Origin of the sequence: Brevibacillus antibioticus, assembly GCF_005217615.1 — a bacterium.
Lineage (GTDB): Bacteria > Bacillota > Bacilli > Brevibacillales > Brevibacillaceae > Brevibacillus > Brevibacillus antibioticus.
Genome location: NZ_SZNK01000001.1, coordinates 912689 through 938036, shown reverse-complemented (window position 1 = coordinate 938036; position 25348 = coordinate 912689). Strand labels below are relative to the sequence as shown.

The following is a 25348-nucleotide window of genomic DNA, read 5'->3' as shown; positions in this document are numbered from 1 at the left end:
CATAATCTGAACAATTTCAATCATTTTTTACTTGCGTTTAAAATAAAGAATATACCGAATTTTATATGCAAATCTTTATTTTTGTGGCAGAAAAGTAACCAAAGCTTTATAGTGCTAGTAAAAGGAATGACAGGAGGCTGACATGGAGAAAAACTGGACGTCCTATTTTCGGCAGCAGCTCCCAGAAATTATCGAGGAACTGCGTACATATGTAGAGATGGAAACACCCACCCATAACAAGCAAGCTGTCGATCGATTAGGCAGCCTGATTGCAGAACGCTTTCGCCAATTAGGGTGTCGCGTGGAGAGCTTGCCACAAGAGCAATACGGAAATCAGCTACGAATGGAGTATGGAGATGGCGATGAACAAATCCTCATTCTCGGTCACTTCGATACCGTAAAAGACATTGGAACATTAGCCGTTGAGCCTTGTCGCGAGGAAAATGGCCGACTCTATGGGCCCGGTACATACGACATGAAAGCAGGGATCATTTTTAGCTATTTCGCCCTGCGCGCCATGATGGAGCATAATCTTTCGCCCAAAAATAAGCTCGTCTTTTTTTGGAACACCGACGAAGAGATTGGTAGTGTTTCCTCCGAAATGCTCATTAGAGAGGAAGCAAAAAGAAGTAAATATGCATTGGTACTGGAGCCCGCTGCTGGAGATGGCTCTTTGAAAACGAGCCGCAAAGGCGGCGGAGACTTCATTCTAAAGGTAACAGACCGCGCTGCACACGCTGGCAATGATCACGCCAAGGGGATCAATGCGATTGCTGAGCTGGCTCACCACGTCCTCGCTATTCAATCGTTTACGAATTATGAAGCGGGCACAACCTTATCTGTCGGTACCATTACAGGCGGAAGTGCATCGAACGTCGTACCTGACTTTGCCATGACCGAAATTGATGTTCGTATTCAAAGCCGCGAGGAAAGCGAGCGGATTACCCGATTGATGAGTCAACTGACCCCTGTCCATCCGGAAGCCATGCTGCTTGTAGAAGGCGGAATCACTAAACCTCCTATGGAACGAACTGCCGGTACAGAGCAACTGTTCTTGCATGCGCAGGAACAAGCGCGTCTGGAAGGTTTTGAATTGACAGAGCAAGGTGTCGGTGGAACCAGCGATGGAAACTTCGCCGCAGCTGCAGGCACACCAACGCTTGACGGTTTGGGACCAGTTGGTGATGGAGCACACGCTTCCCATGAGCATATCGTCATTGACGCCATTCCTGGCAGGATTGCCGTAATGCTTCGAATGTTTTTAACCTTGTCATAATAAATTTACAGGTGTATAATTTTATGGAAAATTAAGGCTCCGTCTACTTAACGACGGAGCCTTATCTGCACTATTTTCGAATGGGCAGACATATATATTCCTATTCGAATAACAAGGAGAGGGAAAATATGGAACCAAACACCACATCGCCAAGTAATCCTGTAGGATTTTGGCGCCGACTCGGTGCCGGACTGCTAGATGCACTCATTATCGGATTACCGCTAGTACTGATCACCTATATCATTACAGGCGATACAGAAGACAATCTTGTTACGAATATCATTTCCTCGCTCTACAGCCTCCTCGTGCCTGTATTTTGGCATGGCTATACCGTTGGCAAAAGAATTGCCGGTATTCGCATCGCCCGAGTCGATGGAGAACCTTTAGGAATCGGAACCATGCTGTTACGCGACTTGGTCGGAGGGATCGTGTACATCATTACACTCGGTCTTGGTATAATCGTCAGCGCTATCATGGTTGCTGTTCGTCAGGATAAACGCTCGATCCATGATTTGATCGCTGGTACGTATGTAACATCGAATCAGCCTTAAATTAGCACCCATCTTACATCGAGAATAGCAATTCTACGACGAAAAAGGCCGGATATAATCATCCGGCCTTTTTTTACTTCTATACATCAAGCAGTTTATTGGAACAACACCTTATCTGTTTTTGCATCCATAAACACCATTGTTGTGTATGGCGGCAGGCTTGCACGCACAATGATATAAGGTGTTTGCACCGCTGGCATTATAATATCTTCTGGAGCAGGATTTGTCAGCTCTACATAAACCGTGAGCATTTCCCATCCTTGCTTAGTTCCAACAACCTTCAAATTATAGCCAGAGGTAGGCAATTCACCACGGGAGACCACATACAGGTCGCCTTGGCGATGTACACCCTTCCGCTCTTTTACTTTTCCTACGAATGCTCGTTCAGCCTCTGACAGTGTATCTTCTTTTTCGATAGACAATTTTTTCGTTTGCACGCCTACTTGAGAAGCCGTGGTCGACTCCGAATGTTTTTGTTCAGCATGTACGGCAGTTTGTGAAAATGGCAGGATAGAGAGAATGGAGAGAACCGCTACACTGTTTTTCCATAACGATTTCATACTTGATCAACTCCCGATTTTTTTAGAGGGTGACAACATTTCTTGATACTGGCCAGTATCTTTTAGATAGGAAATTTTTACCACAATCTGTACAATTTGATTTAATCATTATATTTATCAAAAAGCAATATTTTCCAGAATGTTTTATTTTTGTTAATTAAGATTTACCATAAATCACCAATAACCCTTATTTTAGTAAGGATTATTCGATTCCATTCTATTTATAGTATGAACTATAATTATACTTTTATATTTATTATTAATTGATTTATCACATAACTAGTTATAATATTCAGATGATTACAAACGAACTATAAACAGAGGAAAGCACAAAAAAAGCTGACGCCGATTGCATATCGTCGTCAGCTTACACCAGCTAAGCGTTATTCTTACTGTCCACGAATCGCAGCGATCGCTTGACCACGATCTGCCTGATTGAATACCGCACTGCCTGCAACGAGGACAGTCGCTCCTGCTTCCTCGCACAAACGTGCTGTTTGTGCATTAACACCGCCATCGATTTCGATTTCCACATGTCCCAAGCCACGCTCGTTCAGCATTTGACGCAACTGGGCAACCTTTGGCACAACGCTGTGAATGAATTTTTGTCCACCAAAACCAGGGTTCACTGTCATAAGGAGAACCATATCCAAATCAGCAAGGACTGGCTCGATTGTGGAAATCGGTGTAGCCGGGTTCAATACCACTCCCGCTTTCACACCTTGCTCCTTGATCAAGTGCAACGTGCGATGCAGATGACGGCATGCTTCCTGATGAACAGTAATCCAGTCTGCCCCACTTTTCGCGAATTGCGGAATGTAGCGATCTGGCTCCTCAATCATCAAGTGCACATCGAGCGGCAGCTTGGTCACTGGGCGAATCGCCTCCACAATCAGAGGGCCGATCGTAATGTTTGGAACGAAATGTCCATCCATCACATCCACGTGAATCCAGTCTGCTCCTCCCTTCTCGACATCGAGAATTTCTTCACCCAGACGGGCAAAATCAGCAGATAGGATAGAAGGTGCGATTTTTACCATGGTTTGTTCCTCCGTTGGTATTCTTTTAGCTCTTCGCGGAATTGTTTGTAGTGCTCGTAGCGCTGTTCACTGATCTCTCCAGCCTCCAGCGCGGCCTGCACGGCACAAGCTGGCTCGCTTACGTGAAGACAGCCACGGAACTTGCATTCCGAGCTGCGATCGGCAAAATCCCGGAAGGATTCCGCCAGGTCAAGCTCGGAGAAATCGATAAATTCCAATGAACTGAAGCCCGGTGTGTCTGCCACATAGCCGCCGCCCGCAAGCGGAATCAGCTCGACATGACGCGTTGTATGCTTTCCGCGTCCGAGCTTTTGGCTGACATCTCCTGTCTGCAGGCTGACACCCGGAAACAGCATGTTGATCAGGGAGGATTTGCCTACACCTGATTGACCTGCAAACACCGAAATGCGGTCTCGCAAAATCTCACGAACTTCCTCGACACCGCGTTCATCCGCCGTTGAGGTCGGAATTACGCGGTAGCCAATCGCTTCATACTTCTCCACGATTTCGTTGACTTCTTCTTCCGACACCTGATCGGCTTTGGATAAGACAATCACGGAATCAATCCCTGCACGCTCTGTGTGCGTCAGGAACTTGTCCAACAACAACGGACTGAACATCGGCTTGTACATCGAGAAGACGAGTACCGCCTGATCCACATTGGAAACGGGCGGACGAACCAACTCATTCGTCCGCTCGCCCACCTCCATGATATAACCTTCTTCTTCATTGATCGCATCGTAGACGACCCAATCCCCAACCAGTGGATTTACTTTTGCATCTTTTTTCTTGAAGAGCCCTCTTGCACGGCAACTGTAGATTCGCCCTTCGTCGGCTACATAATAGAAACCGCTGAGCGCTTTCACAATCCGTCCTTCTGGCATTCATGTCCCTCCACTACACTATGGCAAGCTGTTATACGAAACTGGAATCGTCTGGTATTCATTGAAGCCTTGATCAGTCGATCGTTTCACAAAGACCTTAACTACCGAGTCCTTCTGTGGTGCCAAGACGATTGGTACATCGTACTCTTTATTTTCGGTGATCGTGTCCGTCTGGAAAACTTTTGCCTCTCCACGAGCATCTGTCACTTCAATTTTCACTTCCAGTGGTTCACCAGGTACAACCTCTACATAAACCGGAACGTTTGCCAGTTTGGCGTCCTGCGGATATTGGCCATTGCTGACCTCAAGCGGAACCGCTACATCCTTTTGCACATCCATTCCCGGATCATAAGGGTGAGTGCTGAGAACAATACCTGGTTTGTCGGTCGTATAAGTAGGCACTTTGGTGATTTTCCCAACACCCAGTCCTAACTTGTACAATTCTACTTGTGCAGCTTCTACCGATATATTACGAACATCCGGCATTTTCACGAAGGCTTTTCCTTTACTAATCGTGACCGTCACATTGGTTTTGGTCGGGAACACCTTTTCATTTGCGGCTGGAGACTGCTTGATAACCGTCCCTACCTCGGCCTTGTCGTCCGCTTCCTCTACGAAATTGACATTCTCCAGTTGGAAGCCATTACTTTTCAAAGCTTCCTCTGCGGTTGCTCGCGGCAACGTAACCAGATTTGGCATGTTGATCTCTTGTTGTCCTTTGCTTACATACAAAGTCACAACGGAATTTTCCTTTAACCCCATCGGAGGGGCAGGGTCCTGTCTTATCACTATACCCTTTTCTATCGTATCATCGGCTTCTTCGACGATTCGGGCAACGAGTTTGTTTTCCTGGATCTTCTTCTCAGCGAGCGACACGTCGATCCCTACCACATGAGGTACGCGCGCCTCTGGAACGGACGGGAACAGATTCAACAGTAAGTTAAACCCGAAGAATGCCAGTACGAAAAACAGTCCGATACCGCCTACCCACAGCAGAGCTTTGACCCACCATTGTTTCTTGGCTGGTTTGGCACCCTCTTCTTCTGTACGCTGCTCATAGCGGCTACGCCCCGCTCCTCCGGTTTTACCATTGGTGTGGCCTTCGAGCATGTCGGGTGTGATGATCGGCACCACACGCGTCATCTCTTCATCCACCGGGAACGTCAGCTTTTCTTCGTTTAATCGCTCTGGGAACAGGCAGGTCTCCAAATCTTCTAGCATTTCACTTGCGGATGCGTATCTGAGAAATGGATCCTTTACCAGCGCCTTCAAAATGACATTCTCCACACTCTGTGGGATAGCCGGATTGACTTGGCGCGGCTCTGGAAGCGGCTCCTGCAAATGCTTGAGCGCCACTGATATAGGCGAATCACCAGAAAACGGTAGTTCACCTGTTACCATTTCGTACAAGACGATCCCCAGCGAGTAAATATCGGATTTTTCCCCGGTAATCCCACCGCGTGCCTGCTCTGGCGAAAAATAATGGACAGAGCCAAGCATCGCATTCGTATGCGTAATCGTTGCTGAAGTAACGGCTCTCGCAATCCCGAAATCCGTAACCTTCACCCGACCATTTTTTCCAATCATAATGTTATGCGGCTTAATATCTCGATGAATGATCTGGTTTTGATGCGCATGATCGAGTGCATCGCAAATTTGCTCGGCGATCCGCACTGCCTCTTCTACCGGCAGCGCGCCACGTTGAATGATGACCTCTTTCAACGTATAGCCTTCTATGTACTCCATCACCATGTAATGGGTATCGCCTTCCTGACCGACATCATACACCCCAACCACATTGGGGTGAGATAAGCTCGCCACCGCCTGCGCTTCACGTCGGAAACGATTGACGAAATCTTCGTCCGTACCAAATTGTGAACGCAGCACTTTAACTGCCACTGGACGATTCAAAATTAAATCTTTGGCCTTGTATACAATGGCCATACCGCCCCCACCGACGCGGGACTCTATTTGGTATCGTCCTCCCAGTCGTTGACCTTCCATCTCTCTCACCCCTCTTCCTGACCGGCATCAAGCGTATTTCGTACGGCAACCAGCGTTATGTTATCTTCCCCACCGGCATCCAGTGCTTCCTGAACCAAACCGTCCACCTTCGCTTGTAACGATATCTGTTGCTGCAAATTTTCTTCTAAGGATGGATGACTGACTTTGTTGCTCAGTCCATCTGAGCAAATCAAGACGATATCACCCTCTGACCATTCAAACTGCCCAAGATCAATGAGCACATCCGGTTCTGTCCCTAGCGACCGCATAATGACGTTGCGATGAGGGTGGACAGACGCCTCCTCGGCTGTAATCTGTCCATTTTTCAAAAGCTCATTGACAAGGGAATGGTCTTCTGTTTTCATGACCAGACCGTCTTGGTTGTAAAAATACAGGCGACTGTCGCCAATATGCGCAGTAATCACGGAGGAATGATCGAACAAAGCAGCAACCACGGTTGTGCCCATGCCACTGCACTCTGGATGTTCAACTGCATATTCAAAGACTTCTTTATTCGCGAGCAGGACGGCGTTCATCAATTGCTCACGCACATCCTCTGCTTCGAGGTCCCCATCTAGGTGACGCAGTTCTTTTACTATTCGCTCAACAGCAAGGCGACTGGCGATATCACCAGCCTGATGGCCACCCATACCATCTGCTACAATGGCGAGCACGCGTCCGTTTAAATCGGTCACACAGGCATAATAGTCCTCGTTAACCTGACGAACGCGGCCAACATGGGATTTCATCGCGATTTCCATGGCATCACCCCACGGTTTCTTTAGCGTGTTGTGCCCTCAATTGTCCGCAAGCAGCAGCAATGTCACTGCCTTGCTCGCGTCTGATGGTCACATTGATTCCTTTTTCCTCTAAAATGCGTTTAAACGTAAAAATCTCATTGCGTGGCGTGCGTACATAATCACGCTCTGGTACGTAGTTCACCGGAATCAGATTCACGTGGCAAAGCATGTCACCAATGAGTTCGGCCAGCTCCTCTGCATGCTCGGGCTGATCGTTTTTCCCGCCGAACAGACCGTACTCAAAACTGATGCGGCGCCCTGTCTTGTTAATGTAATGGTGGCATGCTTCCATGAGCTTAGCAAGCGGGAAGCCGCGGTTGATCGGCATCAGCTGGCTTCTCAGCTCCGTGTTTGGAGCATGCAGGGAAATCGCCAGGTTCACTTGTCCGCCTCGTTCAGCAAACTCGTAAATCTTCGGCACAATTCCACTGGTGGAAACCGTAATGTGACGAGCACCGATATTCAGTCCTCGGTTATCGTTGATGACGGACAAGAACGCCATCAAGCTCTCGAAGTTCTCGAAAGGCTCCCCAATCCCCATGACGACCACGTGACTGACACGCTCACCCTCCGCATCCAATCTGCGTTGTGCCGTCAATACTTGAGAGACGATTTCACCTGCATCCAGGTTACGCTTCAGTCCCCCTAATGTAGATGCACAAAACGTACATCCGATACGGCAGCCCACCTGTGTCGTAACACAAATGCTGTTTCCGTAGTTATGACGCATAATCACCGTCTCAATCGCATGTCCATCGACAAGCTGGAACAAAAACTTGATCGTCCCATCCTGCGACTCCTGATGCGTGATTTCCTTGAGTGGCTCCATACGGAATGTATCAGCCAGCTTTTCGCGCAGCTCCTTGGACAAATTGCTCATCTCGTCAAAAGAAGTGACGCGCTTTACATATAACCAGTCAAAAATTTGTTGCGCACGAAATGCTTTGTCGCCGGCACTAACCAGCCATTCCTTCATTTCATCTTGCGTCAAACTGTAAATAAGCGGCTTTGCGCCAGTAAATGTCGTTAACGGCATTCTATCTCCACATCCTCAAAATCATTGCTTGCCTAAATCCATTCTATCATTGTACCTCGTGGGGCGTCTCGCTTCAAACGGTTTTGACATCCAGATTCACAAATGCGTCGCTTTTCCTAGTGTAAACCAATCCGCGCGCTCGCAAACAAAGGCAAAGGAGTGGCATTTTCCACCTGTTGGTGCGCCACCCCTTGTTTGTACGTCCGTTACCTTATCCTCTTCGTTTCAATCGCGCGATAAAGAATCCATCACTCTCGAAATGGTGAGGCAAAATTTGTACGCAGGCTCCGGTTTCATCGACATGCCCTCTGACAGCCTCAGGCAGGTCTTGTGCCAGTGTATCATCGAATACGAATTCAGGGTGTTCTTCGACAAAGCGGCGAACAATCTCCTGATTTTCTGCTGGCTCGATCGTACATGTGCTGTAAACCATGACACCACCTTGAGCAAGCATCGGTGCCAATGTCTTGAGCAGTTCGTACTGTAACTGAGCAATCGCACGGACATCTTCCGGCGCTTTATTCCATTTTAGATCAGGCTTGCGACGAATCACGCCAAATCCGGTGCATGGCGCATCCAGCAGGATTCGATCGAAAGTCCCCAGCGCTTTTTCAGGTAGGTCTAGTGCATCACTGACGATTGGCTCGATGATCGTAATCCCGAGTCTTTTCGCTGCATTTGTAATCAGATCGCGTTTGTGCGGATGCACGTCACTCGCAATGATTTGCCCGCGGTTTTCCATCATTTCCGCTATGTGCGTTGTTTTTCCACCAGGTGCCGCGCAAGCATCCAGTACACGCATGCCTGGTTGCGCAGCAAGAGCTGGTGCTACGAGCATGGAACTCTCATCCTGGATCGTGAAGTAACCTTCCTTGAACATGCGAGAACCTGCTGCATGTCCGCCTTCCATCAGAATAGCATGAGGACTGACAGCAGACGCTTGTCCTTCCAGCCCTTCTTCCGCTAGCTTGTCCAGCACTTGATCCTTCGTCGTTTTCCATGCATTGACTCTGATAGAGCTATGCGGCGTTCTGTTGTTCGCTTCGCAAATCGCAATCGTCGTCTCTTCGCCATATACGCTAAGCCACTGACGCACAAGCCATTCTGGATGAGAATAGACTACGGCGATTTGCAAGGCACGTCCGCCTTTTGGCTGACGCTCCCACACATCCGGCTGGCGCAACACATTGCGCAAAACACCGTTGACCATCGAAGCAATCCCCTGGTGACCGCGTTTTTTGGCGATTTCAACCGCCTGGTGTACGGCTGCGCGTTCAGGGATACGGTCTAAATAGTGAATTTGATACAAGCTGAGACGCAGCAAATTACGAACCCAGGTCTGGACCTTTTTATTCCCGACAAAATGGGACAGGACATGATCCAGCGTCATCTTGCGCTGAATGGTACCGTACACAAGCTCTGTCACCAGTCCTGCATCTGCTGCACTGAGATTTTCCCGATCCAAGACATTGCGCAACTCAAGATTGCTGTAGGACTTATGTTCTTCTACCCTGTTCAAAACATCGAGGGCGATATCACGAGCTCCCTTTTTTGCCACGGACTATTCTCCTACCTTTGTGCCGATTTCAATGTTGCTGCCCGCTCCACGCAAAAAGTCGAGTGCACTCATACGTTTTTTGCCTTCTGGCTGCAATTCGGTTATTTTCACTGCACCGCTACCGCAAGCGACAACGATACCGTCTTCCTCGCGGGCGATGATCGTTCCCGGCTCTTTGCCTTCACCTGCCGCAGGCATTTTTTCTACCCACCACAGCTTCCAAATCTTGCCCTCGCATGTAGTAAACGCGACTGGCCACGGATTCAAGCCGCGGACTTGGTTGTAAATCTGTTCAGCCGAACGGCTCCAGTCAATTTTTTCGTCTGTACGCTTAATATTCGGAGCAAATGTCGCTGCCGAATGATCCTGTTGCTCTGCTACGAGCTCACCAGCCAATAGGCGTGGAACGGTATCCAGCAACAGCTCAGAGCCTGCCGCAGCCAATTTGTCAAACATGGTCCCCACGGTATCGCGCTCCTCAATCGGAACGACTACCTTGGACAGCATATCCCCTGCATCGAGAGCTTCCACCATGTACATGATGGTCACGCCTGTTTCTGTTTCTCCCTCGACAATTGATTTATGAATCGGGGCACCCCCACGATATTTCGGCAAAAGAGAAGCATGCACATTGATGCAGCCATATTTCGGTGCATCGAGCAGCTTTTTAGGCAAAATCTGTCCATACGCCGCGGTAATGATCAGATCAGGCTTGAGCGCCAACACTTCTTCAAGCGCTTCCTCTGCCTTGATTTTCTCCGGTTGCAATACCAAAAGTCCATGACGCAAAGCCGCCTCCTTCACGGGGGGCGGCGTCAATACTTGCTTGCGTCCAACGGGACGATCGGATTTTGTTACGACTCCAATCACGTTGTAGCCTGCTTCAAGGACAGCCGTAAGACTCGATACAGCAAAGTCAGGCGTACCCATAAACAGGATGCGAGCATCTTTCAAATGGTTATTCCCCTTCCTGGTTCGGGTTTACTTTGTATACCTTGTCAGCTACATCGATGAAGAGAACACCGTTCAAATGATCGATCTCGTGTTGAGCGCAACGGGACAACAGGTCGTCTGCCTCCAGCTCAACCACATTCCCGTTACGATCATGCCCCCGCAGCTTGATCCACTTGTGGCGACGAACGTCTCCTTGCACACCAGGAATGCTCAAGCAGCCTTCTGGATAATCGTACTGCTCCCCTTCATGCTCAATGATTTCCGGATTGATCATTTCAATCAGTCCATCACCGCAATCCATCACGATGACACGCTTGGAGATGCCCACTTGTGGAGCAGCCAAGCCTACACCGTCTGCATCGTACATCGTGTCTGCCATATCATCAAGCAGCTTGTGCAAGTTGGAATTAAATTTGGTTACGACCATTGCCTTTTCACGCAAAATCGGATCTGGATGTTTTACAATTGTGCGAATCGCCATGTGTTTCATATCCTCCCTAAAGCAGTACGTAAGGGTCGACGTCAATCGTCATCAATACTTTCTGCTGTTTGTTCCATTCTTCAAACGCAGCCGTCGCCTGAGCGAGCAGGTCTGACAGTTGCGGTTCATCACGATATTTTAGCATGATCTGAAAACGAAATCTATCCTTCACCCTTGCAATGGGCGAAGCAACTGGGCCCAAGAGGACCGTTGTCTGGGCCAAACGCTGCCGCAAATAGTCAGCCATTGTGTGTGCACCGCGGATCACAACAGGTACATCCTCGTGGCTAAATGTAATTAATACGAGACGGAAATACGGCGGGTACCCCGTTCGTCTGCGCTGCATCATTTCATCCTGATAAAAAGCGGGATAATCATGCTTGGTCGCATGAATAATGCTGTAGTGCTCCGGCGTATACGTCTGAATCACGACATCGCCGTCCAGCTCATGCCGCCCTGCGCGTCCACCTACCTGCGTCAGGAGCTGAAATGTCTTCTCCGCTGCACGGAAGTCAGGCAGATGCAAGGAAGTATCCGCTGCAATAATGCCCGCAAGCGTCACTCGTGGAAAATCAAGCCCCTTGGCAATCATCTGCGTACCGAGCAGAACGTCACCTTGACCTGTGCGGAATTTGTTTAGCAGCTCTTCGTGGGAGCCTTTTTTCGAGGTCGTGTCCACGTCCATTCGGATAACCCGGATACCCGGGAAAAGTTTTGCCAGCTCTGCCTCTACCTTTTGCGTTCCGGTACCAAAAAAGCGTATATGCTCACTTTGACACTCCGGACAATGCTTAGGCTGTGCAATGGTGTATCCACAGTAATGGCAGCGTGCCGTATGATTCGTTTTATGATAAGTAAGCGAGATATCACAATGAATGCAGCGCATCGTATAGCCACAGGAGCGGCACATGACAAAGGTTGAAAAGCCTCTTCGATTCAGGAAAATGACCATCTGTTCTTCTTTTGCCAATCGATCCGCAATCATCTCATGCAGCTTCCGGCTGAACATCGAACGATTCTGGGCCTGAAGCTCCTCACGCATATCCACGACATGTACCTCTGGCATCGGGCGATTCCCGACACGCTCCGGCATACGCAACAGCTCGTATCGGCCTCGGGTAGCCAGCGCATACGTCTCCAAGGCAGGAGTCGCGCTTCCCATGACAAGTACTCCCTGATTCTCTTTCGCGCGCCACAAAGCTACTTCCCGCGCATGATAGCGAGGGGTCTCTTCTTGCTTATACGAACTCTCATGCTCTTCATCGATCACAATCAAACCAACATTCCGAAACGGAGCAAAGATGGCAGATCGTGCACCTACCACCACTCTGACCTGTTTGCGAATGATCTTGCGCCACTCGTCATAGCGCTCTCCTTGTGACAACGCACTGTGCAAAACAGCTACGTCTGCACCAAAACGGGCCTTGAAGCGCTCCACCATTTGCGGCGTCAGTGAAATTTCCGGAACGAGAAAGATCGCCTCGCGCCCTTTTTCCAACGTACGTTCGATCGCTTCGAGATACACTTCCGTCTTACCGCTTCCGGTAACACCGTGCAGCAAGTAAGAAGCATACGTTCCCGATTCAATCGATTGCAAGATAGGTGTCAGTACCTCTTTCTGTACCGGGGTAAAGACAGGCTTCTGCTTTTCCTGGAAACGTCGATTGGCATATGGGTCCCGGTAAACCTCCACTTGCTCGATCGCGATCCAGCCTTTCGATTCCAGGCTTTTTAGCGGAGAACGCGTAATTCCGTATTCATCCCGCAGCATTTGTACAGATAGGGACTGTTCCTTGTGCACGAGCATCAGTTGAAGGACACGGCGCATCTGCTCTGCCCGTGCTGGCAACGAACCAATCGCTTCTTCCAGCTTCCCCTCATCCAATAAGCTTCGGACAAAAGATTGCTGCTTGCGGGTAATTTTGTCCCTTACTTGATACTCCGTAGCAAGCAGACCACTCTGTATCCAACCCGGAACGAGCAAATACTCCTCCGCAAATTGTTTCTCCACTTCGGTTAGCGGTAGTTGCCGCTTGCGAAACAATTCCCACAGAAGCCCCGATCTTCCGCATGCCTCTTCGTCTAATGCGTCTGTCGCCGTCAGCCATTTCTCCGACTTCCCTTTGAGCACAGCCGGTAGCATCGCCTGTACAGCCGTTACCCACGGACACAAGTATTGCTTGGACATCCATTCGCTCATCTTTAGCAGCTCTGGCGTAAGAGGAGGAGTGTCGTCTTGTACCTGCACGACATCTTTTAGGCGCGAACGGTCTGGTAAGGCTTCGTCATCCTCTACGATCCCAATGACATAGCCTTGCAGTTGACGGGGACCAAATGGGACAACCACACGGCTGCCAACGCGAATCAGTGGACGCAGCCAAGGCGGAACATGGTAATCAAAAGGTCGATTCGTTCGATTGACCGGAACGTCCACGATAATTTGGGCAATCATGACAGGTCTTGGAGCGGTTTATGCGTTTGCACGGCAAGGACAGCATCAAACAGCTTGTCTGCCACAGCCCGCTTGCTCAATTTATCCAATGCCAGTTGCTCTCCGCCACGGGTAAGCAAGGTCACGATATTCGTATCGCTCCCCATACCTGCTCCCTCGAGCAATACGTTATTGGCTACGATCATATCGAGATTTTTTCGCTCCAGCTTGGACTGGGCATGCTGTAATACATTTTGGGTCTCTGCTGCAAAGCCTACGACGAATTGCTTCGTTTTCCGCTCACCAATCGTCTTTAAAATATCGGGGGCTTTCTCCAGCACAAGGTCGAGTGGACCATCACCCTTTTTCATCTTATGTTCAGCTACATGCTTCGGTCGATAATCGGAAACGGCTGCTGACTTGACGACGATATCACAGTTCGGCAACTGCTCCATGACGGCATCAAACATTTCTTGTACCGATTCCACCGCGATGAATTCTACTCCATCAGGACGCGCCAAGGTAGTCGGCCCACTAATCAGTGTGACCGTAGCCCCTCTGTCTCGTGCCGCTTCCGCGATGGCGTAGCCCATTTTTCCTGAGGCATGATTAGTTATGTAACGAACGGGATCAATTTTTTCACGAGTCGGTCCCGCTGTGATCAGTACGTGCTTGTCCTGCAAATCTTTTTCTCGGATCGTTTGTCTCGTCTCATCGGAAGCAAACCATTGACGAACAGCTTCGACGATTTCCTCTGGCTCCGCCAAACGTCCTTTGCCAATCCAGCCACATGCCAAGAGCCCGACACCCGGTTCAACAAACCGATAACCATAAGCCGTAAGCTTGTCCATATTTGCGATAACCGCAGGGTGATTGTACATATTGACGTTCATAGCAGGCGCGACCATGACAGGCGCTTTCGTTGCCAATACAGTCGTCGTCAGCATATCATCCGCTATGCCATTCGCCATTTTGCCAATCACATTTGCCGTTGCTGGCGCGATCAATACGAGATCAGCTCGATCAGCCAGTTCAATATGGCTAATCACATGCGGGTCTGGCTCTGTAAATGTATCTGTATAAACAGGCAGGTGAGACAAGGCTTGAAACGTCAAAGGCTGAATAAACTGCAAGGCGCCCTCTGTCAAAATGACATGCACCAATGCACCTGCTTGTGTCAGCTTGCTGGTCAGTGCGGCAGCCTTGTAGGCGGCGATGCCGCCAGATACTCCAAGAACAATTCGTTTTCCTGCAAGCGAATGCATCTGCACTCTCTCCTTTCTCCCCTATCCGAAATCCGAAAAAAACAACCTCGCGAGGTTGTTTTTAAAGGTGACTGCTTATTTGCGACCGTCCAAAAACTCGTGAACGAGCTCGTCGGAGATGAACTCTTCCAGCGCCAGACCTACAAACTTTTTGGATTTGGGTCTAACCACTTGAATTTCGCTGTTTTCGCGAAGCTGACGCGCACGCTTGGATGCGACTGTTACCAAGATGTACTTGCTCTCAGCTTTTTCGGTCAATTCGTCAATGGATGGATACAACATAATTCTATTCAACCTCCTGTAACCATTTGCGATATTTGTGAACCTGACGATCTTTTTTCAGATGCTCCGCTGTAATAATCGCTTGGATACGATCGCACGCCGATTCGATGACGTCATTGACGACTACATAATCGTAGTGGTCCATGAGCTCGATTTCAGCACGCGCCACTTCCATGCGTTTGCGAATGATCTCTTGTGATTCTGTCCCACGTCCCACGATCCGGTTTTCCAGTTCGTTTAAATCAGGCGGAGCCAGAAACAGGAATGTACCTTGCGGGAAGCTCTCTTTTACTTGAAGAGCACCCTGAACTTCAATCTCAAGAATGACATCGCGCCCCGCATTGAGCATATCGTCCACGAACTGACGAGGGGTTCCGTAGTAATTCCCCACGTATTCTGCCCATTCCAGGAGAGCATCTTCTTCAATCATCCGCTTGAACTCTTCCTTGGTTTTAAAAAAGTAATTAACTCCTTCTACCTCTCCTGGACGCGGCTGGCGGGTGGTAGCGGAAACAGAATACACCAGATCAGGCAACACTTCACGAAGCGCCTTGCATACTGTTCCTTTTCCCACACCAGCTGGTCCAGAAAGAACCAAAAGGAGACCACGATCAACCATACTCATTGTTTACACTCCTACTTTATTCGTCCGATTCGTCATCCTTCGTAGTCAAGCGCTGTGCCACTGTTTCTGGTTGTACCGCTGACAAAATGACGTGATCGCTATCTGTAATAATGACCGCACGTGTACGTCTCCCATAGGTAGCGTCCACAAGCATGTTGCGATCGCGCGCTTCCTGGATGATCCGTTTGATAGGAGCGGACTCCGGACTTACAATTGAGATAATGCGGTTGGCATTAACGATGTTGCCAAAACCGATATTGATTAGCTTGATTGCCATGACGGCCCAGCCATCCTTTCATGCTACTCGACATTCTGTATTTGCTCCCGCATCTTCTCCAGTTCTGTCTTGATCTCGACTGCCAGATGCTGAATGCGTAAATGATTCGCTTTGGAAGCAATCGTATTGGCTTCCCGATTCATTTCCTGGAGCAGAAAATCCAGCTTTCGACCAATTGCTTCATCTTTGCCTAATTGATTGGCAAACTGTTGGCAATGACTATCTAAACGGGTCAACTCTTCACTAATATCACTTTTATCAGCGAAAAAGGCAACCTCTTGCGCTACACGAGCAGGGTCCAATTCAAAAGGTGTCAAACCGGCCCACTCACTTACGCGTTGCTCAAGTCGGCCCTTGTAATCTTCCCTACATAGTGGGGCCAACTGGGAGATCTCCCGCGTCCATGTATTGATGGCAGTTAGGCGACTAGCTAGATCAGCGTGCAACAGTTTACCCTCGGTCTCTTTCATCGAAACGAGATCAAATGCCGCGCCCCTGACCAGGTCTTGGAGCCACTCTGCCAGCTCCTCCACATTGTCCTCTGACTCTTTGGTATGTATCACGCCAGGAAAGTGTAGCAGATCCTTGACGGTTAATGGCGTCTCTAGCGAAAAACGCTGAGTCATCTCGCGGGAAATGGAGACTAGCTGTTCAGCTACATCCCAGTCAATGCCCATGACCGTAGCAGAAGAATTTTTCCCTTCCACTGAGACGGTGACATCGACACGCCCTCTTCTGACATACTGTGCAACCAGCTTACGAGTCGAATCCTCAAGCATATTCCATGCTTTGGGCAGGCGCACAACAATCTCAGAAAAGCGGTGATTCACTGCACGAATCTCGACTGTTGCTCGAATGGAGCCTTTGCTATCTTCTTTTCTACCGTAACCAGTCATGCTTCGAATCACAAGTTTTCACTTCCATAGACGCAAAATCGTTAATTTATTATAGGAGACAACTCTCGGCAGTGTCAACCGAACACCCCCCACCACGAGGAGATTCCTCCTTGCTCTGACTTATGCTACACTGTGACTGGCAGCTCTCTATCTATTATTCTAGCCATTTTCCTGATCTGAGGTGACCTTTGTGGCATTTGATGGCGTAGTAACCCGCTCCGTCGCGCGGGAATTACATAAACTGGTAGGAGGACGCATCTCGAAAATCCACCAGCCCCACCATAGCGATATTGTTATGCAAGTACGGACACAAGGAGAAACGGTAAAGTTCCTCCTGTCTGCAAACCCGACCTATCCTAGGCTTCACATCACGACAGAAGATTTCACGAATCCGCTGGAAGCTCCGATGTTTTGCATGCTATTGCGCAAGCATTGTGAGGGCGGCGTAATTGAATCTGTCCAGCAAATCGGGATGGAGCGAATCATTCACATCGATGTACGCACCCGGGATGAGCTGGGTGACACGGCTGTCCGCCGAATTATTGTAGAGATCATGGGCAAGCACAGTAACATCATCCTCATCGATCCTGCAACCGGAATGATTTTGGATAGCGCCACGCATGTGACGCTCGCCATTAGCCAGTACAGACAAGTTACGCCTGGCAGACCTTACGTCTCTCCTCCGAGCCAAGATAAACGCGACCCTCTCACCGTAAACGAGCAAGTGTTTATTTCTTCCCTCGACTGGAACGGGGGTCGTTTGGATAAACAAATCGTAGAAGGCTATACCGGGATCAGTCCCCTCTTGGCAAAAGAAATATTGCACAGAGCTGGACTCGCGAATCGTGAAACACTGTGGGTTGCCTTTTCACAAGTGATGAAGACAATCGATAATCATGAGTATGTACCATCCATTGTAGAAGCAAACGGCAAAGCATATTTTCACGTCGTCGAGCTGACACATCTCTCAAACGGGGTTACCACTCCCTATCCTTCCGTCCAAGAATGCTTGCAGGCATTTTACGAAGGAAAGGCGCTCCGTGACACTGTCAAGCAGCGTGCGCACGATTTAATTCGTTTTGTCACCGTTGAACGCAATAAAAATGAAAAGAAAATCGAGAAGCTCGAGCAAACACTGCAAGATGCGCATGAAGCAGATCAGTTCCGCCTGTACGGTGAATTGATCACTGCCAATATGCACCAAATGAAGCGAGGGGATCGCGAGCTCGTCACAGTCAACTGGTATGACGAAGCGGGAGGTACCATCACGATTCCGCTCGACCCATTGAAGACCCCGTCGGAAAATTTGCAGTCGTATTACAAGCGGTATAACAAGGCCAAAAACAGCCTTTCCATCGTGAGTGAGCAGATTGAGCAAGCGCAGGCTGAACTCTTGTATTTGGACGGTGTATTGGTTCAGCTAGAGCATGCTACCTTAAAAGATGCCGAAGAAATTCGCGAGGAGCTCGTTGAGCAAGGCTACATGCGTGATCGTAAAAAACGCGGTCCGCGCAAGAAAAAAGATACCAGACCAGAGCTGGATTCGTACCTTTCTTCGGACGGCGTTGAAATTTTGGTCGGCAAAAACAATAAGCAAAATGAATATTTGACCAACAAGCTCGCATCGTCGCAGGAAACTTGGCTGCATACCAAGGATATCCCTGGATCCCATGTCGTCATTCGCGCTCGGGAATTTTCGGACGAGACGTTGCTTGAAGCAGCGAATCTGGCGGCTTATTTCAGTCGTGCCAAAGAAGGAAGTCAAATTCCCGTGGATTACACGCTTATCAAGCATGTAAAAAAACCGAGCGGGGCCAAGCCTGGCTATGTGATCTACGAGCAACAACGAACACTGTATGTAACACCAAACGAAGCACTGATCCGCCGTTTAAAATCAAACACCTCTTCTACGAATAGTGCGACTACCTAAGTTCATACTAAGGGCATGAAAGGTGGTGTTCGCACTTTGAACATCGTTCTCAAGCTCTTGTTTAACGGAATCATTGCCATTCCAGGGCTTTGGTGGTCGGGGACGTCCCTTACGTTTGCCGTGCTCGCAAGCGTGATTGTCAGTTTACTTGGTTATGTACTGGATTTGACAATCCTCCCACGTACAAACAATACGTTTGCGAGCTCCGCTGATTTCTTGTTCGTGTATGCCTCCTTGTGGCTTGGCTGTTACTTGTTTGGTCAGACCATATCCTTATCAGGTTTGTTGTTGACGACATTTGCCATTACGGTGGTCGAATACTTTTTCCATGGTTACCTGCAACGGCACGGTGTCCACCATTCCAAACATCCGGGCTGAAGCATCATTTTTATTTTGGAAGGAGGATCAGGATGAACGTCATTGGCATCATCCAGACCGATCTTAACGAATTCAACGTGCTGTTTGAGCAGCAAGGTGGACAAGGTGGAAACGGACAAGGACAGCAATCACACGACGGCGGACAAAACAACCAACAAGACCAAGACAGCGACTCGATGTTTCTCAGCTTTCTCGATGAACAACCGAGTTCAAATGAACACAGCGGGCAAGCGAACAGTCAAGGCGGAGGCCAAGGCGGACAACAGCAAAATGGACCGCAAGAGCTGACCGTCCGCATTAAAGGAATTCCTGAGGGACAAAAAGCGAATTTCCTGCAAATGTATCAAATTCTTCAAGATGCCCAAGACTCCCAAACGCTTGAAAAGGACCTGACCATTGTCGATCACGGAGATCAAGACCAGGGCTCCCAAAAACAAGGGCAGGGTCACGGCTCGGGAAAGCAAAACAAAACCACTCATTAATTGAGGCACAAAAAAACCACCTGGAAGCAGATTCCAAGTGGTTTTTTTTGCTATCGGCGATTCATTGCATTCATAAACGGCCAAGTCCCCGCTCTGCCGTTGACCTCATGTTTCTATAACCTGCGCTCACACAGGTGGGCGACCCTTCTGCACTTCAGCCTTCCCATGCATCCAAAAAGGAGGTGGGCCTGACATCCATCACAGTTTCCGTCTCCCGAAAAACACGTATAAGGTTAGAAACATTTACGGCCTATCGTACATCGCAGGATCTTGATATCCCTACTTTATCACAGAATGGCCCTTTGCTCAACGGATAAAGTTCCCTTTGGACTTTTCAATCTAATCAATCCCATGAGCTAAGTATTTCTCTGCCAAAAAATCGCTACGTCCGCTTTACCTTCGCTTGGACAAGCGTCTGAAATTCAGGACGTGCGATCAGGGACGGCTGCTGTTGCTTTTCCCAGGCCAGAGCGTATTCTAGGCCGTTTGCCTGGCAGCGTCCCAACCCTTCTTTCGTTACGGCATATGCTTGTTTCGGCAGGCGACGTACCGCAGCAACTAATTTTTCAACCTCACTTTCGACTTGACTGGCTTCTACCGCCCGATAGATCAAGCCGATTTCCTCCGCTTTTTTCCCTGTAATCCTTTCTCCCAGCAATGCGAGCCGCTTCGCCCACGCCGTACCAACAAGCCTCGGCAAAAGGTATGTCCCGCCAAAATCCGTCGTCAGACCGATCTGGACAAAAGGCTCCTGCAACAGGGCATCTTCCGTCGCAATGACAAAATCAGCATGCAACGCGAGATTGAGTCCCGCTCCGACGGCTACTCCCTCGATGACTGCAATCACAGGCTTAGGCATTTGATGTAAGTTGGTAATGAAATCATTAATGATCGTCAATGATTGATCAGCATCACTCTTATCCGCCAGCGCAGTCAATACGCCCAAATCAGCACCGGAGCAAAAGTTCCCCCCTCCTCCCCGCAAAATAAGCACATCGATTTCCTCATCTGCTGAAGCTTTTGCGATTGCGTCCTGTAAAAGGGAAAACATTTCAACCGTCATCGCATTGAGAACATGCGGTCTGTTTAGCGTAATCGTGCAGATTCCACTAGCTTTTGATACGATCAGTTGCGTATGATGATCCTGTTCCATCATTTTTCTCACCCTTTCCTATGAAGAAGCAGGAGGAATAACCCCCTGCCTTTGCAACCTGCTCAAATCCTCCTCTGTGAGGTTCAGCTTGCGTTTGAGCAGCTCGTACGTGTAAACGGTGTGCCACGGGGGTGACAACCTTTCTGCCCTGTAACGATGCGCGAAACTCCCCTCTTGTACGGGCGACTTCTTTTTCAAATAAGGCAGCGTATATGCTATCTCCCTGTTCGCAACGTATGGATTGTCTGCCCAGTTTTCCCAATCTTCAATGGCGGTCAGACAACAATCCACTTCACTGCCCAGCTCACTCCACTTGGCTTGGGTTCTGGACAGAAACAGTGCATGAAGCCCTGTCCAAGAGCTAAACAAGTCAGCCGACGAAACATCCAAATAAGCTCCTCGTCCTGTCCGCGCACGTTCCACAAGCGCCGCGCAACGACAGGTTTCCTTCTAGATCGCGAACCAGTGAGAGAAATCCGCTCACTGCCTGGACATTCAAGTCATGCCCCCAATTTGGTATAGCTCACCGCTTTGGCCATAGCCCGTCACGGAGCAATAAATGACCACAAGGTGCATCTCAGTCCCAAATGTCGCATCACACCTGGTCGATAGCTTTCCACCACGACATCAGCCTGTCTGGCCAGAGCAAACGCGAGCGCTTTTCCCTCATTCGTCCGCAAATTCATGGAAATACTTCTATGATTGCAATGTGAACGCAGGTAAAACGCTCCCGTCTCTCTAGCTTCCGGGTAAGAAGGCCCGGTTAACGGTGAGTGAGCTTTGTCGTGAAAAGGTTCCACCTCGATGACCTCAGCCCCCAAATCGGACAGGCGCATCGTACAAATCGGACCTGGAAGATGGCGAGAAAAATCAACTATCGTCACTCCCGTCAACATGATTTGACTCCCCCTTCACCGACTACACTCTCTTGTAATTCGAGGTGAACGACTGTTCACCCTCTTTCATAATAGAAAATTCAAACAAATATAAAAGCCGTCCCAAATGGAACGACTTTTCCAAGAACGGTTATTTGATAAACCGGAGAGTGAGCGGGTAACGGAATTCTTTTCCCTCATTCGCTTTCACCGCAGCGATAATAACGAAGATCGCCCAAAAAATAAAGAGGGCTCCCAATAATAGTGCGCCGATAAAAATGATGATCAGCAAACTTGAAATGGCGGCATAAATCGTCACCGAGATGCTAAAATTCAGTGCCTCTTTTCCATGCTGATAAAAAAAGGCCCCCTCTTCACGCTTGATCAACCATACGATTAAAGGTCCTAGTACATTGCCGAACGGAACGATAAAACCAAGGAAGGCAGATAGATGTACGATCATCGCCCACATTCGTTCCTCTTTCCCATTCAGGAATTGCATATCCATACCTCCATTAATCCTTTTCCTCTATTGTACGACAAATTGCGCGAAACTTGCGAAGAAACGAAAAAAGCGCCGTCACGGCGCCTTTCTCTATTAATACTTGCTCTCGTGACTTCCACCGTAACCGCCGCCGTACCCTCCACCATACCCGCCACCATGAGAGGAGCCGTAACCATCGAAGCCGCCGTAGCCGCCTCCGAAGTGGTCAAAACCGCCTCCAAAGTGACCGTGTCCACCGTGTCCACAACTACGACCGTATGGCTTACAATGGGTTTTGTAGTGTGGCTTGTAGAAGCAATGCTTTCTGTACACTTTCTTTTCGCAGCATTTAAAGCATCTGCGACGAGATCTTCTGCATCCGCAACTCATTAACCTCACTCCTTCCTGTTCGTTACATCTACAAGGTATGTAGGTGAAGGCATATCGGCATGGACAGAAGTCTATACACTAGTCAAAATCAGCGGATGTCTCGTAGGCTATTCAGCAGCAGGAGTGGTCAATCGCTGATCGGATCGCGTAACTCCAGCTTACTCATGCATCTGACTTAATGGGTAACGAGCTTGCGCACTCATTAATACCACGGTGGTCGCAAATAAGGTTTCACCATATAACCGGGCTTGGACCTCTCCAAAAATCATTGGATCGTATAGGAATTCAAAATCCATCGTCAATAGTAGGGAGGGCATGAAGCAAGTGTACCGGGTCATACTAATTCAGATGACAATTCCTTAGGAAGAAGGTGCCTTCGTGGGAGAACACAGCCGTTTTCGTGAAGGAGAAAAGTCTCCAAAAAATGCCGTGTACATGGAAATTGGTGAGTCCGGTGCAAGTGTGCAGAATCCGATGATCATCGAGCTTTCCAGAGGGGAAAAATTCCCCGCTACACGAAATAAAAATCGCGTATGGACGCAAAAGTAAGGAATGCAAAAAACCAACCTGGCACTAAGCACAAGGTTGGTTCTCTTTTTTACTAATTGTCGTCGTCTTCGTCGTCTTCGTCGTTTTCTTCGTCTTCGTCTTCTTCATCGCCGCTCAGGTAAATAATAGTAACACCCAAGCTCTCCAATAACGAAAGGACTTCGTTGTTCAACTCCTGATCCATGAGCAATCCCAGGCTTTCCACGAGCTCGAGCTCTTCCAGTTCTCCCGCTTCAGCATCCTCGATCAGTTCTATGATTTCGGTCATTCGCTTTTTTTCCAATACGGCTACGAGTTCATCTCTTGTCATAAATGGTTTTACACCTCATTTTCTACTCTTATGCTTTATAATAGTACATAAACGAACCGTTGAAAACCAAGCAGTGAGGTGAAGATCACTATGTACCCGCAACCGTATCTGGATTATTTGATCCAGTTTCATGTAGAACGTGATTATTTTGAGTGTCATGAGATTCTCGAGGAGTATTGGAAAAGCGCTCCTCCACATGAGCGACAACCAGTGTGGGTTGGTTTGATTCAAATCTCCGTCGCTCTATATCACCAGAGACGCGGGAATCAGTCAGGTGCAATTAAAATGCTCACAAGCGCCATATCCCTTGTCAAAAAGCATCATCTAGACATCCAAAAGCTTGGGTTGGATAGTGACAGTCTGGCGAGCCTGCTTGAAGAGCGCCTGACGGAAATGCAAAATGGTCAGCCCTATCGAAGCCTGTCCCTGCCCATGTCCGATGCTTTGAAACACGCGTATCAAGAGGCTTGTACGACGCAAAATCACCCTGAACACCGGGATAGCGATATGCAAGATGCCTACTTGCTGAATAAGCATACCTTGAGGGATCGAAGCGACGTTTTAGCAGAACGCAAGCACCAGTTGCAAATGCGCGAAGCACGTCGAAACAACGAGTCAAACTAGTCTGCGTACACCTGCAAATAACGGGGCGGGATAGCATCGCTCAAACAATAGCGCTCGCCCACACGGTAAAAGCAAATGCCGGCTTCATGGGCCTCCTTTGCTTTCACAGTGACGAGCCGCAATATGTCTGTCGGCTCTCCAATATGCTCCGGTCTATCCGCAAGCTGCACATACTCACTGGCAATTGGCAACAAGCCGCCAGTGAGTACTTGTTTTAATAACTTTCGATGTGTCCCGTAATAGAAAACGTCAGGTGGTACAATCTCGATGAGCCTGCTTTTTGCAATCGTGGGCAAAAATCCGTAGGTTACTCGAATGAGTTCTCCTTTCTCCCATTCGATACTCCGCTCAGGATCGAACTCCACCACTTGGTGAAGATCTTCCCTAGTTATGTATGAGCACCCTTTCAGCGTACGAAGATAATCCAGCAACGGCTCAATCGGGGTATACCCGTACGTGTCATAGTAGAGTTGAAATGCTTCACTGTTTTGCCGAAGTATACTGAGCAATCGCTTGCGAAGTCTCGTTTCTTCGTGAATCGCCAGCATCCGTTTCGCCCCCCTATCCGGTCAATAAATCCAGAGAACCACAGCTAGTGCGAGACCCAAATCCGCAAACAAATGACTAAACCAGATTGGGTAAATCGAAGGAAACATTCCTTTCATCCATCCCCAAATCAGCCCTGCTCCAAAAACCATCGCCGTAATGAACAAACCGTTTCGAAAACCAAAGAGGATCGTAGAGATAATCAGGTGATACAGGGAATAAAAAAAGCTGGAAAGAAAAATGGACATCAACCGGGATAAGGATGCGCGCAACCGCTGCAAGACGAAGCCTCGCCAGAACAGCTCTTCCAGCAGCGAGTTAATGAAAACGAGGTAGAACGAAAAACCCCAAATCCAGCGGCGTTCAATCCCCCATGCTTCCATGCCAGCTCGAACGGCTTCAGGTCTTCCTGGTTCCTGCAAGAGCAACCAAAGTCCAGCCAGCACTCCTGTCAACATAAGAACACCATTTGCCAGTCCGTATAAAGTGCCCTGCCATTCAAAACTTCCCCACGCGAAACGCCAGTGCTTTCGTAAATCTCTCTCCCACCATCCATGAATGACGGGGATACAGATGCAAACGAGCACATGAAAAGAAAAGAAGGTGAGAATGACGCTATGCTTTTCCACCAGTCCGTAAAAGATCGTGAGAGTCGCAGCAAATCCATACACGATCAACAGTAGTAACGTTCGTTTTCGCGCCATTTA

At 48.8% G+C, this 25348-nt stretch carries 30 protein-coding genes and 1 other RNA gene; 7 read left to right on the top strand and 24 right to left on the bottom strand.

Annotated elements, in window-relative coordinates; genetic code table 11:
- Positions 1-142 precede the first annotated feature (142 nt).
- Both E8L90_RS04690 and E8L90_RS04685 read left to right on the top strand, forming a co-directional pair.
- Positions 143-1276: a M20 family metallopeptidase gene (locus E8L90_RS04690; RefSeq protein WP_137028205.1), complete on the top strand. Its 1134-nt coding sequence runs from the start codon at positions 143-145 to the stop codon at positions 1274-1276.
- A gap of 128 nt (positions 1277-1404) precedes the next feature.
- Positions 1405-1827 carry an RDD family protein gene (locus E8L90_RS04685; protein ID WP_137028204.1) on the top strand — a complete coding sequence of 141 codons (423 nt, stop codon included), beginning with the start codon at positions 1405-1407 and terminating at the stop codon, positions 1825-1827.
- Positions 1828-1922: 95 nt separating this feature from the next.
- On the opposite strand, the gene E8L90_RS04680 is transcribed toward E8L90_RS04685, so the two are convergent.
- The 15 genes from E8L90_RS04680 to E8L90_RS04610 all read right to left on the bottom strand — a co-directional run bounded on the left by E8L90_RS04680 (position 1923) and on the right by E8L90_RS04610 (position 16932).
- Complete coding sequence (locus E8L90_RS04680) at positions 1923-2387, bottom strand: protease complex subunit PrcB family protein (protein WP_137028203.1); 465 nt, start codon at positions 2385-2387, stop codon at positions 1923-1925.
- A gap of 389 nt (positions 2388-2776) precedes the next feature.
- A complete protein-coding gene (gene rpe / locus E8L90_RS04675) occupies positions 2777-3427 on the bottom strand; it encodes a ribulose-phosphate 3-epimerase (RefSeq protein ID WP_106653322.1) in 651 nt (216 codons plus the stop codon).
- On the bottom strand, positions 3421-4311 hold the full coding sequence (rsgA, locus tag E8L90_RS04670; protein ID WP_137028202.1) for a ribosome small subunit-dependent GTPase A: 891 nt from the start codon (positions 4309-4311) through the stop codon (positions 3421-3423). The genes rpe and rsgA overlap by 7 nt, the downstream gene beginning before the upstream one ends.
- An 18-nt stretch (positions 4312-4329) precedes the next feature.
- Positions 4330-6315 carry a Stk1 family PASTA domain-containing Ser/Thr kinase gene (gene pknB, locus E8L90_RS04665; RefSeq protein WP_137028201.1) on the bottom strand — a complete coding sequence of 662 codons (1986 nt, stop codon included), beginning with the start codon at positions 6313-6315 and terminating at the stop codon, positions 4330-4332.
- Positions 6316-6320: 5 nt separating this feature from the next.
- On the bottom strand, positions 6321-7076 hold the full coding sequence (locus E8L90_RS04660) for a Stp1/IreP family PP2C-type Ser/Thr phosphatase (RefSeq protein WP_137028200.1): 756 nt from the start codon (positions 7074-7076) through the stop codon (positions 6321-6323).
- Positions 7077-7080: 4 nt separating this feature from the next.
- On the bottom strand, positions 7081-8151 hold the full coding sequence (gene rlmN / locus E8L90_RS04655; protein WP_137028199.1) for a dual-specificity RNA methyltransferase RlmN: 1071 nt from the start codon (positions 8149-8151) through the stop codon (positions 7081-7083).
- A 211-nt stretch (positions 8152-8362) separates the two neighbouring features.
- On the bottom strand, positions 8363-9709 hold the full coding sequence (gene rsmB, locus E8L90_RS04650; protein ID WP_137028198.1) for a 16S rRNA (cytosine(967)-C(5))-methyltransferase RsmB: 1347 nt from the start codon (positions 9707-9709) through the stop codon (positions 8363-8365).
- 3 nt (positions 9710-9712) lie between these two features.
- Entirely contained in the window at positions 9713-10663 is a 951-nt protein-coding gene (fmt, locus tag E8L90_RS04645; RefSeq protein WP_137028197.1) for a methionyl-tRNA formyltransferase, read from the bottom strand.
- 4 nt (positions 10664-10667) lie between these two features.
- A complete protein-coding gene (def, locus tag E8L90_RS04640) occupies positions 10668-11144 on the bottom strand; it encodes a peptide deformylase (protein WP_137028196.1) in 477 nt (158 codons plus the stop codon).
- A 16-nt stretch (positions 11145-11160) separates the two neighbouring features.
- Positions 11161-13596, bottom strand: a complete 2436-nt coding sequence (gene priA, locus E8L90_RS04635) for a primosomal protein N' (RefSeq protein WP_137028195.1) — start codon at positions 13594-13596, stop codon at positions 11161-11163.
- The gene (coaBC, locus tag E8L90_RS04630; protein ID WP_137028194.1) at positions 13593-14840 is read right to left on the bottom strand and encodes a bifunctional phosphopantothenoylcysteine decarboxylase/phosphopantothenate--cysteine ligase CoaBC; all 1248 of its coding nucleotides are present in this window, start codon (positions 14838-14840) and stop codon (positions 13593-13595) included. The genes priA and coaBC overlap by 4 nt, the downstream gene beginning before the upstream one ends.
- Positions 14841-14915: 75 nt before the next feature.
- The gene (rpoZ, locus tag E8L90_RS04625) at positions 14916-15122 is read right to left on the bottom strand and encodes a DNA-directed RNA polymerase subunit omega (RefSeq protein WP_016742004.1); all 207 of its coding nucleotides are present in this window, start codon (positions 15120-15122) and stop codon (positions 14916-14918) included.
- A 4-nt stretch (positions 15123-15126) separates the two neighbouring features.
- Complete coding sequence (gene gmk, locus E8L90_RS04620; RefSeq protein WP_137028193.1) at positions 15127-15747, bottom strand: guanylate kinase; 621 nt, start codon at positions 15745-15747, stop codon at positions 15127-15129.
- A gap of 16 nt (positions 15748-15763) precedes the next feature.
- Positions 15764-16024 carry an extracellular matrix/biofilm regulator RemA gene (remA, locus tag E8L90_RS04615; protein ID WP_015891999.1) on the bottom strand — a complete coding sequence of 87 codons (261 nt, stop codon included), beginning with the start codon at positions 16022-16024 and terminating at the stop codon, positions 15764-15766.
- A gap of 23 nt (positions 16025-16047) precedes the next feature.
- Positions 16048-16932 carry a YicC/YloC family endoribonuclease gene (locus tag E8L90_RS04610; RefSeq protein ID WP_137028192.1) on the bottom strand — a complete coding sequence of 295 codons (885 nt, stop codon included), beginning with the start codon at positions 16930-16932 and terminating at the stop codon, positions 16048-16050.
- Between the two features lie 178 nt (positions 16933-17110).
- Here E8L90_RS04610 and E8L90_RS04605 point away from each other — a divergent pair, with 178 nt between their 5' ends.
- The 3 genes from E8L90_RS04605 to E8L90_RS04595 are packed head-to-tail and all read left to right on the top strand — an operon-like array spanning position 17111 to position 19710.
- Positions 17111-18850: an Rqc2 family fibronectin-binding protein gene (locus E8L90_RS04605; protein WP_137028191.1), complete on the top strand. Its 1740-nt coding sequence runs from the start codon at positions 17111-17113 to the stop codon at positions 18848-18850.
- A gap of 36 nt (positions 18851-18886) precedes the next feature.
- Entirely contained in the window at positions 18887-19228 is a 342-nt protein-coding gene (locus E8L90_RS04600) for a DUF2512 family protein (RefSeq protein ID WP_137028190.1), read from the top strand.
- 32 nt (positions 19229-19260) lie between these two features.
- On the top strand, positions 19261-19710 hold the full coding sequence (locus tag E8L90_RS04595; protein ID WP_137028189.1) for a hypothetical protein: 450 nt from the start codon (positions 19261-19263) through the stop codon (positions 19708-19710).
- Between the two features lie 81 nt (positions 19711-19791).
- On the opposite strand, the gene ssrS is transcribed toward E8L90_RS04595, so the two are convergent.
- From ssrS to E8L90_RS04570, 6 genes are all read right to left on the bottom strand, one after another.
- A non-coding RNA gene (ssrS, locus tag E8L90_RS04590) (6S RNA) lies at positions 19792-19982 on the bottom strand.
- A gap of 110 nt (positions 19983-20092) precedes the next feature.
- Complete coding sequence (locus E8L90_RS04585) at positions 20093-20863, bottom strand: enoyl-CoA hydratase/isomerase family protein (protein WP_137028188.1); 771 nt, start codon at positions 20861-20863, stop codon at positions 20093-20095.
- Positions 20864-20881: 18 nt separating this feature from the next.
- Entirely contained in the window at positions 20882-21253 is a 372-nt protein-coding gene (locus E8L90_RS30605) for a hypothetical protein (protein WP_244297151.1), read from the bottom strand.
- A 155-nt stretch (positions 21254-21408) separates the two neighbouring features.
- Complete coding sequence (locus E8L90_RS30600) at positions 21409-21759, bottom strand: CoA transferase (protein ID WP_244297150.1); 351 nt, start codon at positions 21757-21759, stop codon at positions 21409-21411.
- A gap of 130 nt (positions 21760-21889) precedes the next feature.
- Positions 21890-22240 carry a DUF4870 domain-containing protein gene (locus E8L90_RS04575; protein WP_017249475.1) on the bottom strand — a complete coding sequence of 117 codons (351 nt, stop codon included), beginning with the start codon at positions 22238-22240 and terminating at the stop codon, positions 21890-21892.
- Positions 22228-22452, bottom strand: coding sequence for a hypothetical protein (locus E8L90_RS04570; RefSeq protein ID WP_244297149.1), 225 nt, complete (start codon positions 22450-22452; stop codon positions 22228-22230). The genes E8L90_RS04575 and E8L90_RS04570 overlap by 13 nt, the downstream gene beginning before the upstream one ends.
- A gap of 538 nt (positions 22453-22990) precedes the next feature.
- Here E8L90_RS04570 and E8L90_RS04565 point away from each other — a divergent pair.
- Positions 22991-23161: a YjzC family protein gene (locus E8L90_RS04565; RefSeq protein WP_017249478.1), complete on the top strand. Its 171-nt coding sequence runs from the start codon at positions 22991-22993 to the stop codon at positions 23159-23161.
- A gap of 52 nt (positions 23162-23213) precedes the next feature.
- Here the strand turns inward: E8L90_RS04565 and E8L90_RS04560 are convergent, their stop codons facing one another.
- On the bottom strand, positions 23214-23471 hold the full coding sequence (locus tag E8L90_RS04560; protein WP_137028187.1) for a hypothetical protein: 258 nt from the start codon (positions 23469-23471) through the stop codon (positions 23214-23216).
- A gap of 90 nt (positions 23472-23561) precedes the next feature.
- Here E8L90_RS04560 and E8L90_RS04555 point away from each other — a divergent pair, with 90 nt between their 5' ends.
- On the top strand, positions 23562-24095 hold the full coding sequence (locus E8L90_RS04555) for a DUF309 domain-containing protein (protein ID WP_137028186.1): 534 nt from the start codon (positions 23562-23564) through the stop codon (positions 24093-24095).
- On the opposite strand, the gene E8L90_RS04550 is transcribed toward E8L90_RS04555, so the two are convergent.
- On the bottom strand, positions 24092-24643 hold the full coding sequence (locus E8L90_RS04550) for an RNA 2'-phosphotransferase (RefSeq protein ID WP_137028185.1): 552 nt from the start codon (positions 24641-24643) through the stop codon (positions 24092-24094). The genes E8L90_RS04555 and E8L90_RS04550 overlap by 4 nt on opposite strands.
- Positions 24644-24664: 21 nt before the next feature.
- The gene (locus E8L90_RS04545; protein ID WP_137028184.1) at positions 24665-25345 is read right to left on the bottom strand and encodes a CPBP family intramembrane glutamic endopeptidase; all 681 of its coding nucleotides are present in this window, start codon (positions 25343-25345) and stop codon (positions 24665-24667) included.
- Between the last annotated feature and the right edge of the window lie 3 nt (positions 25346-25348).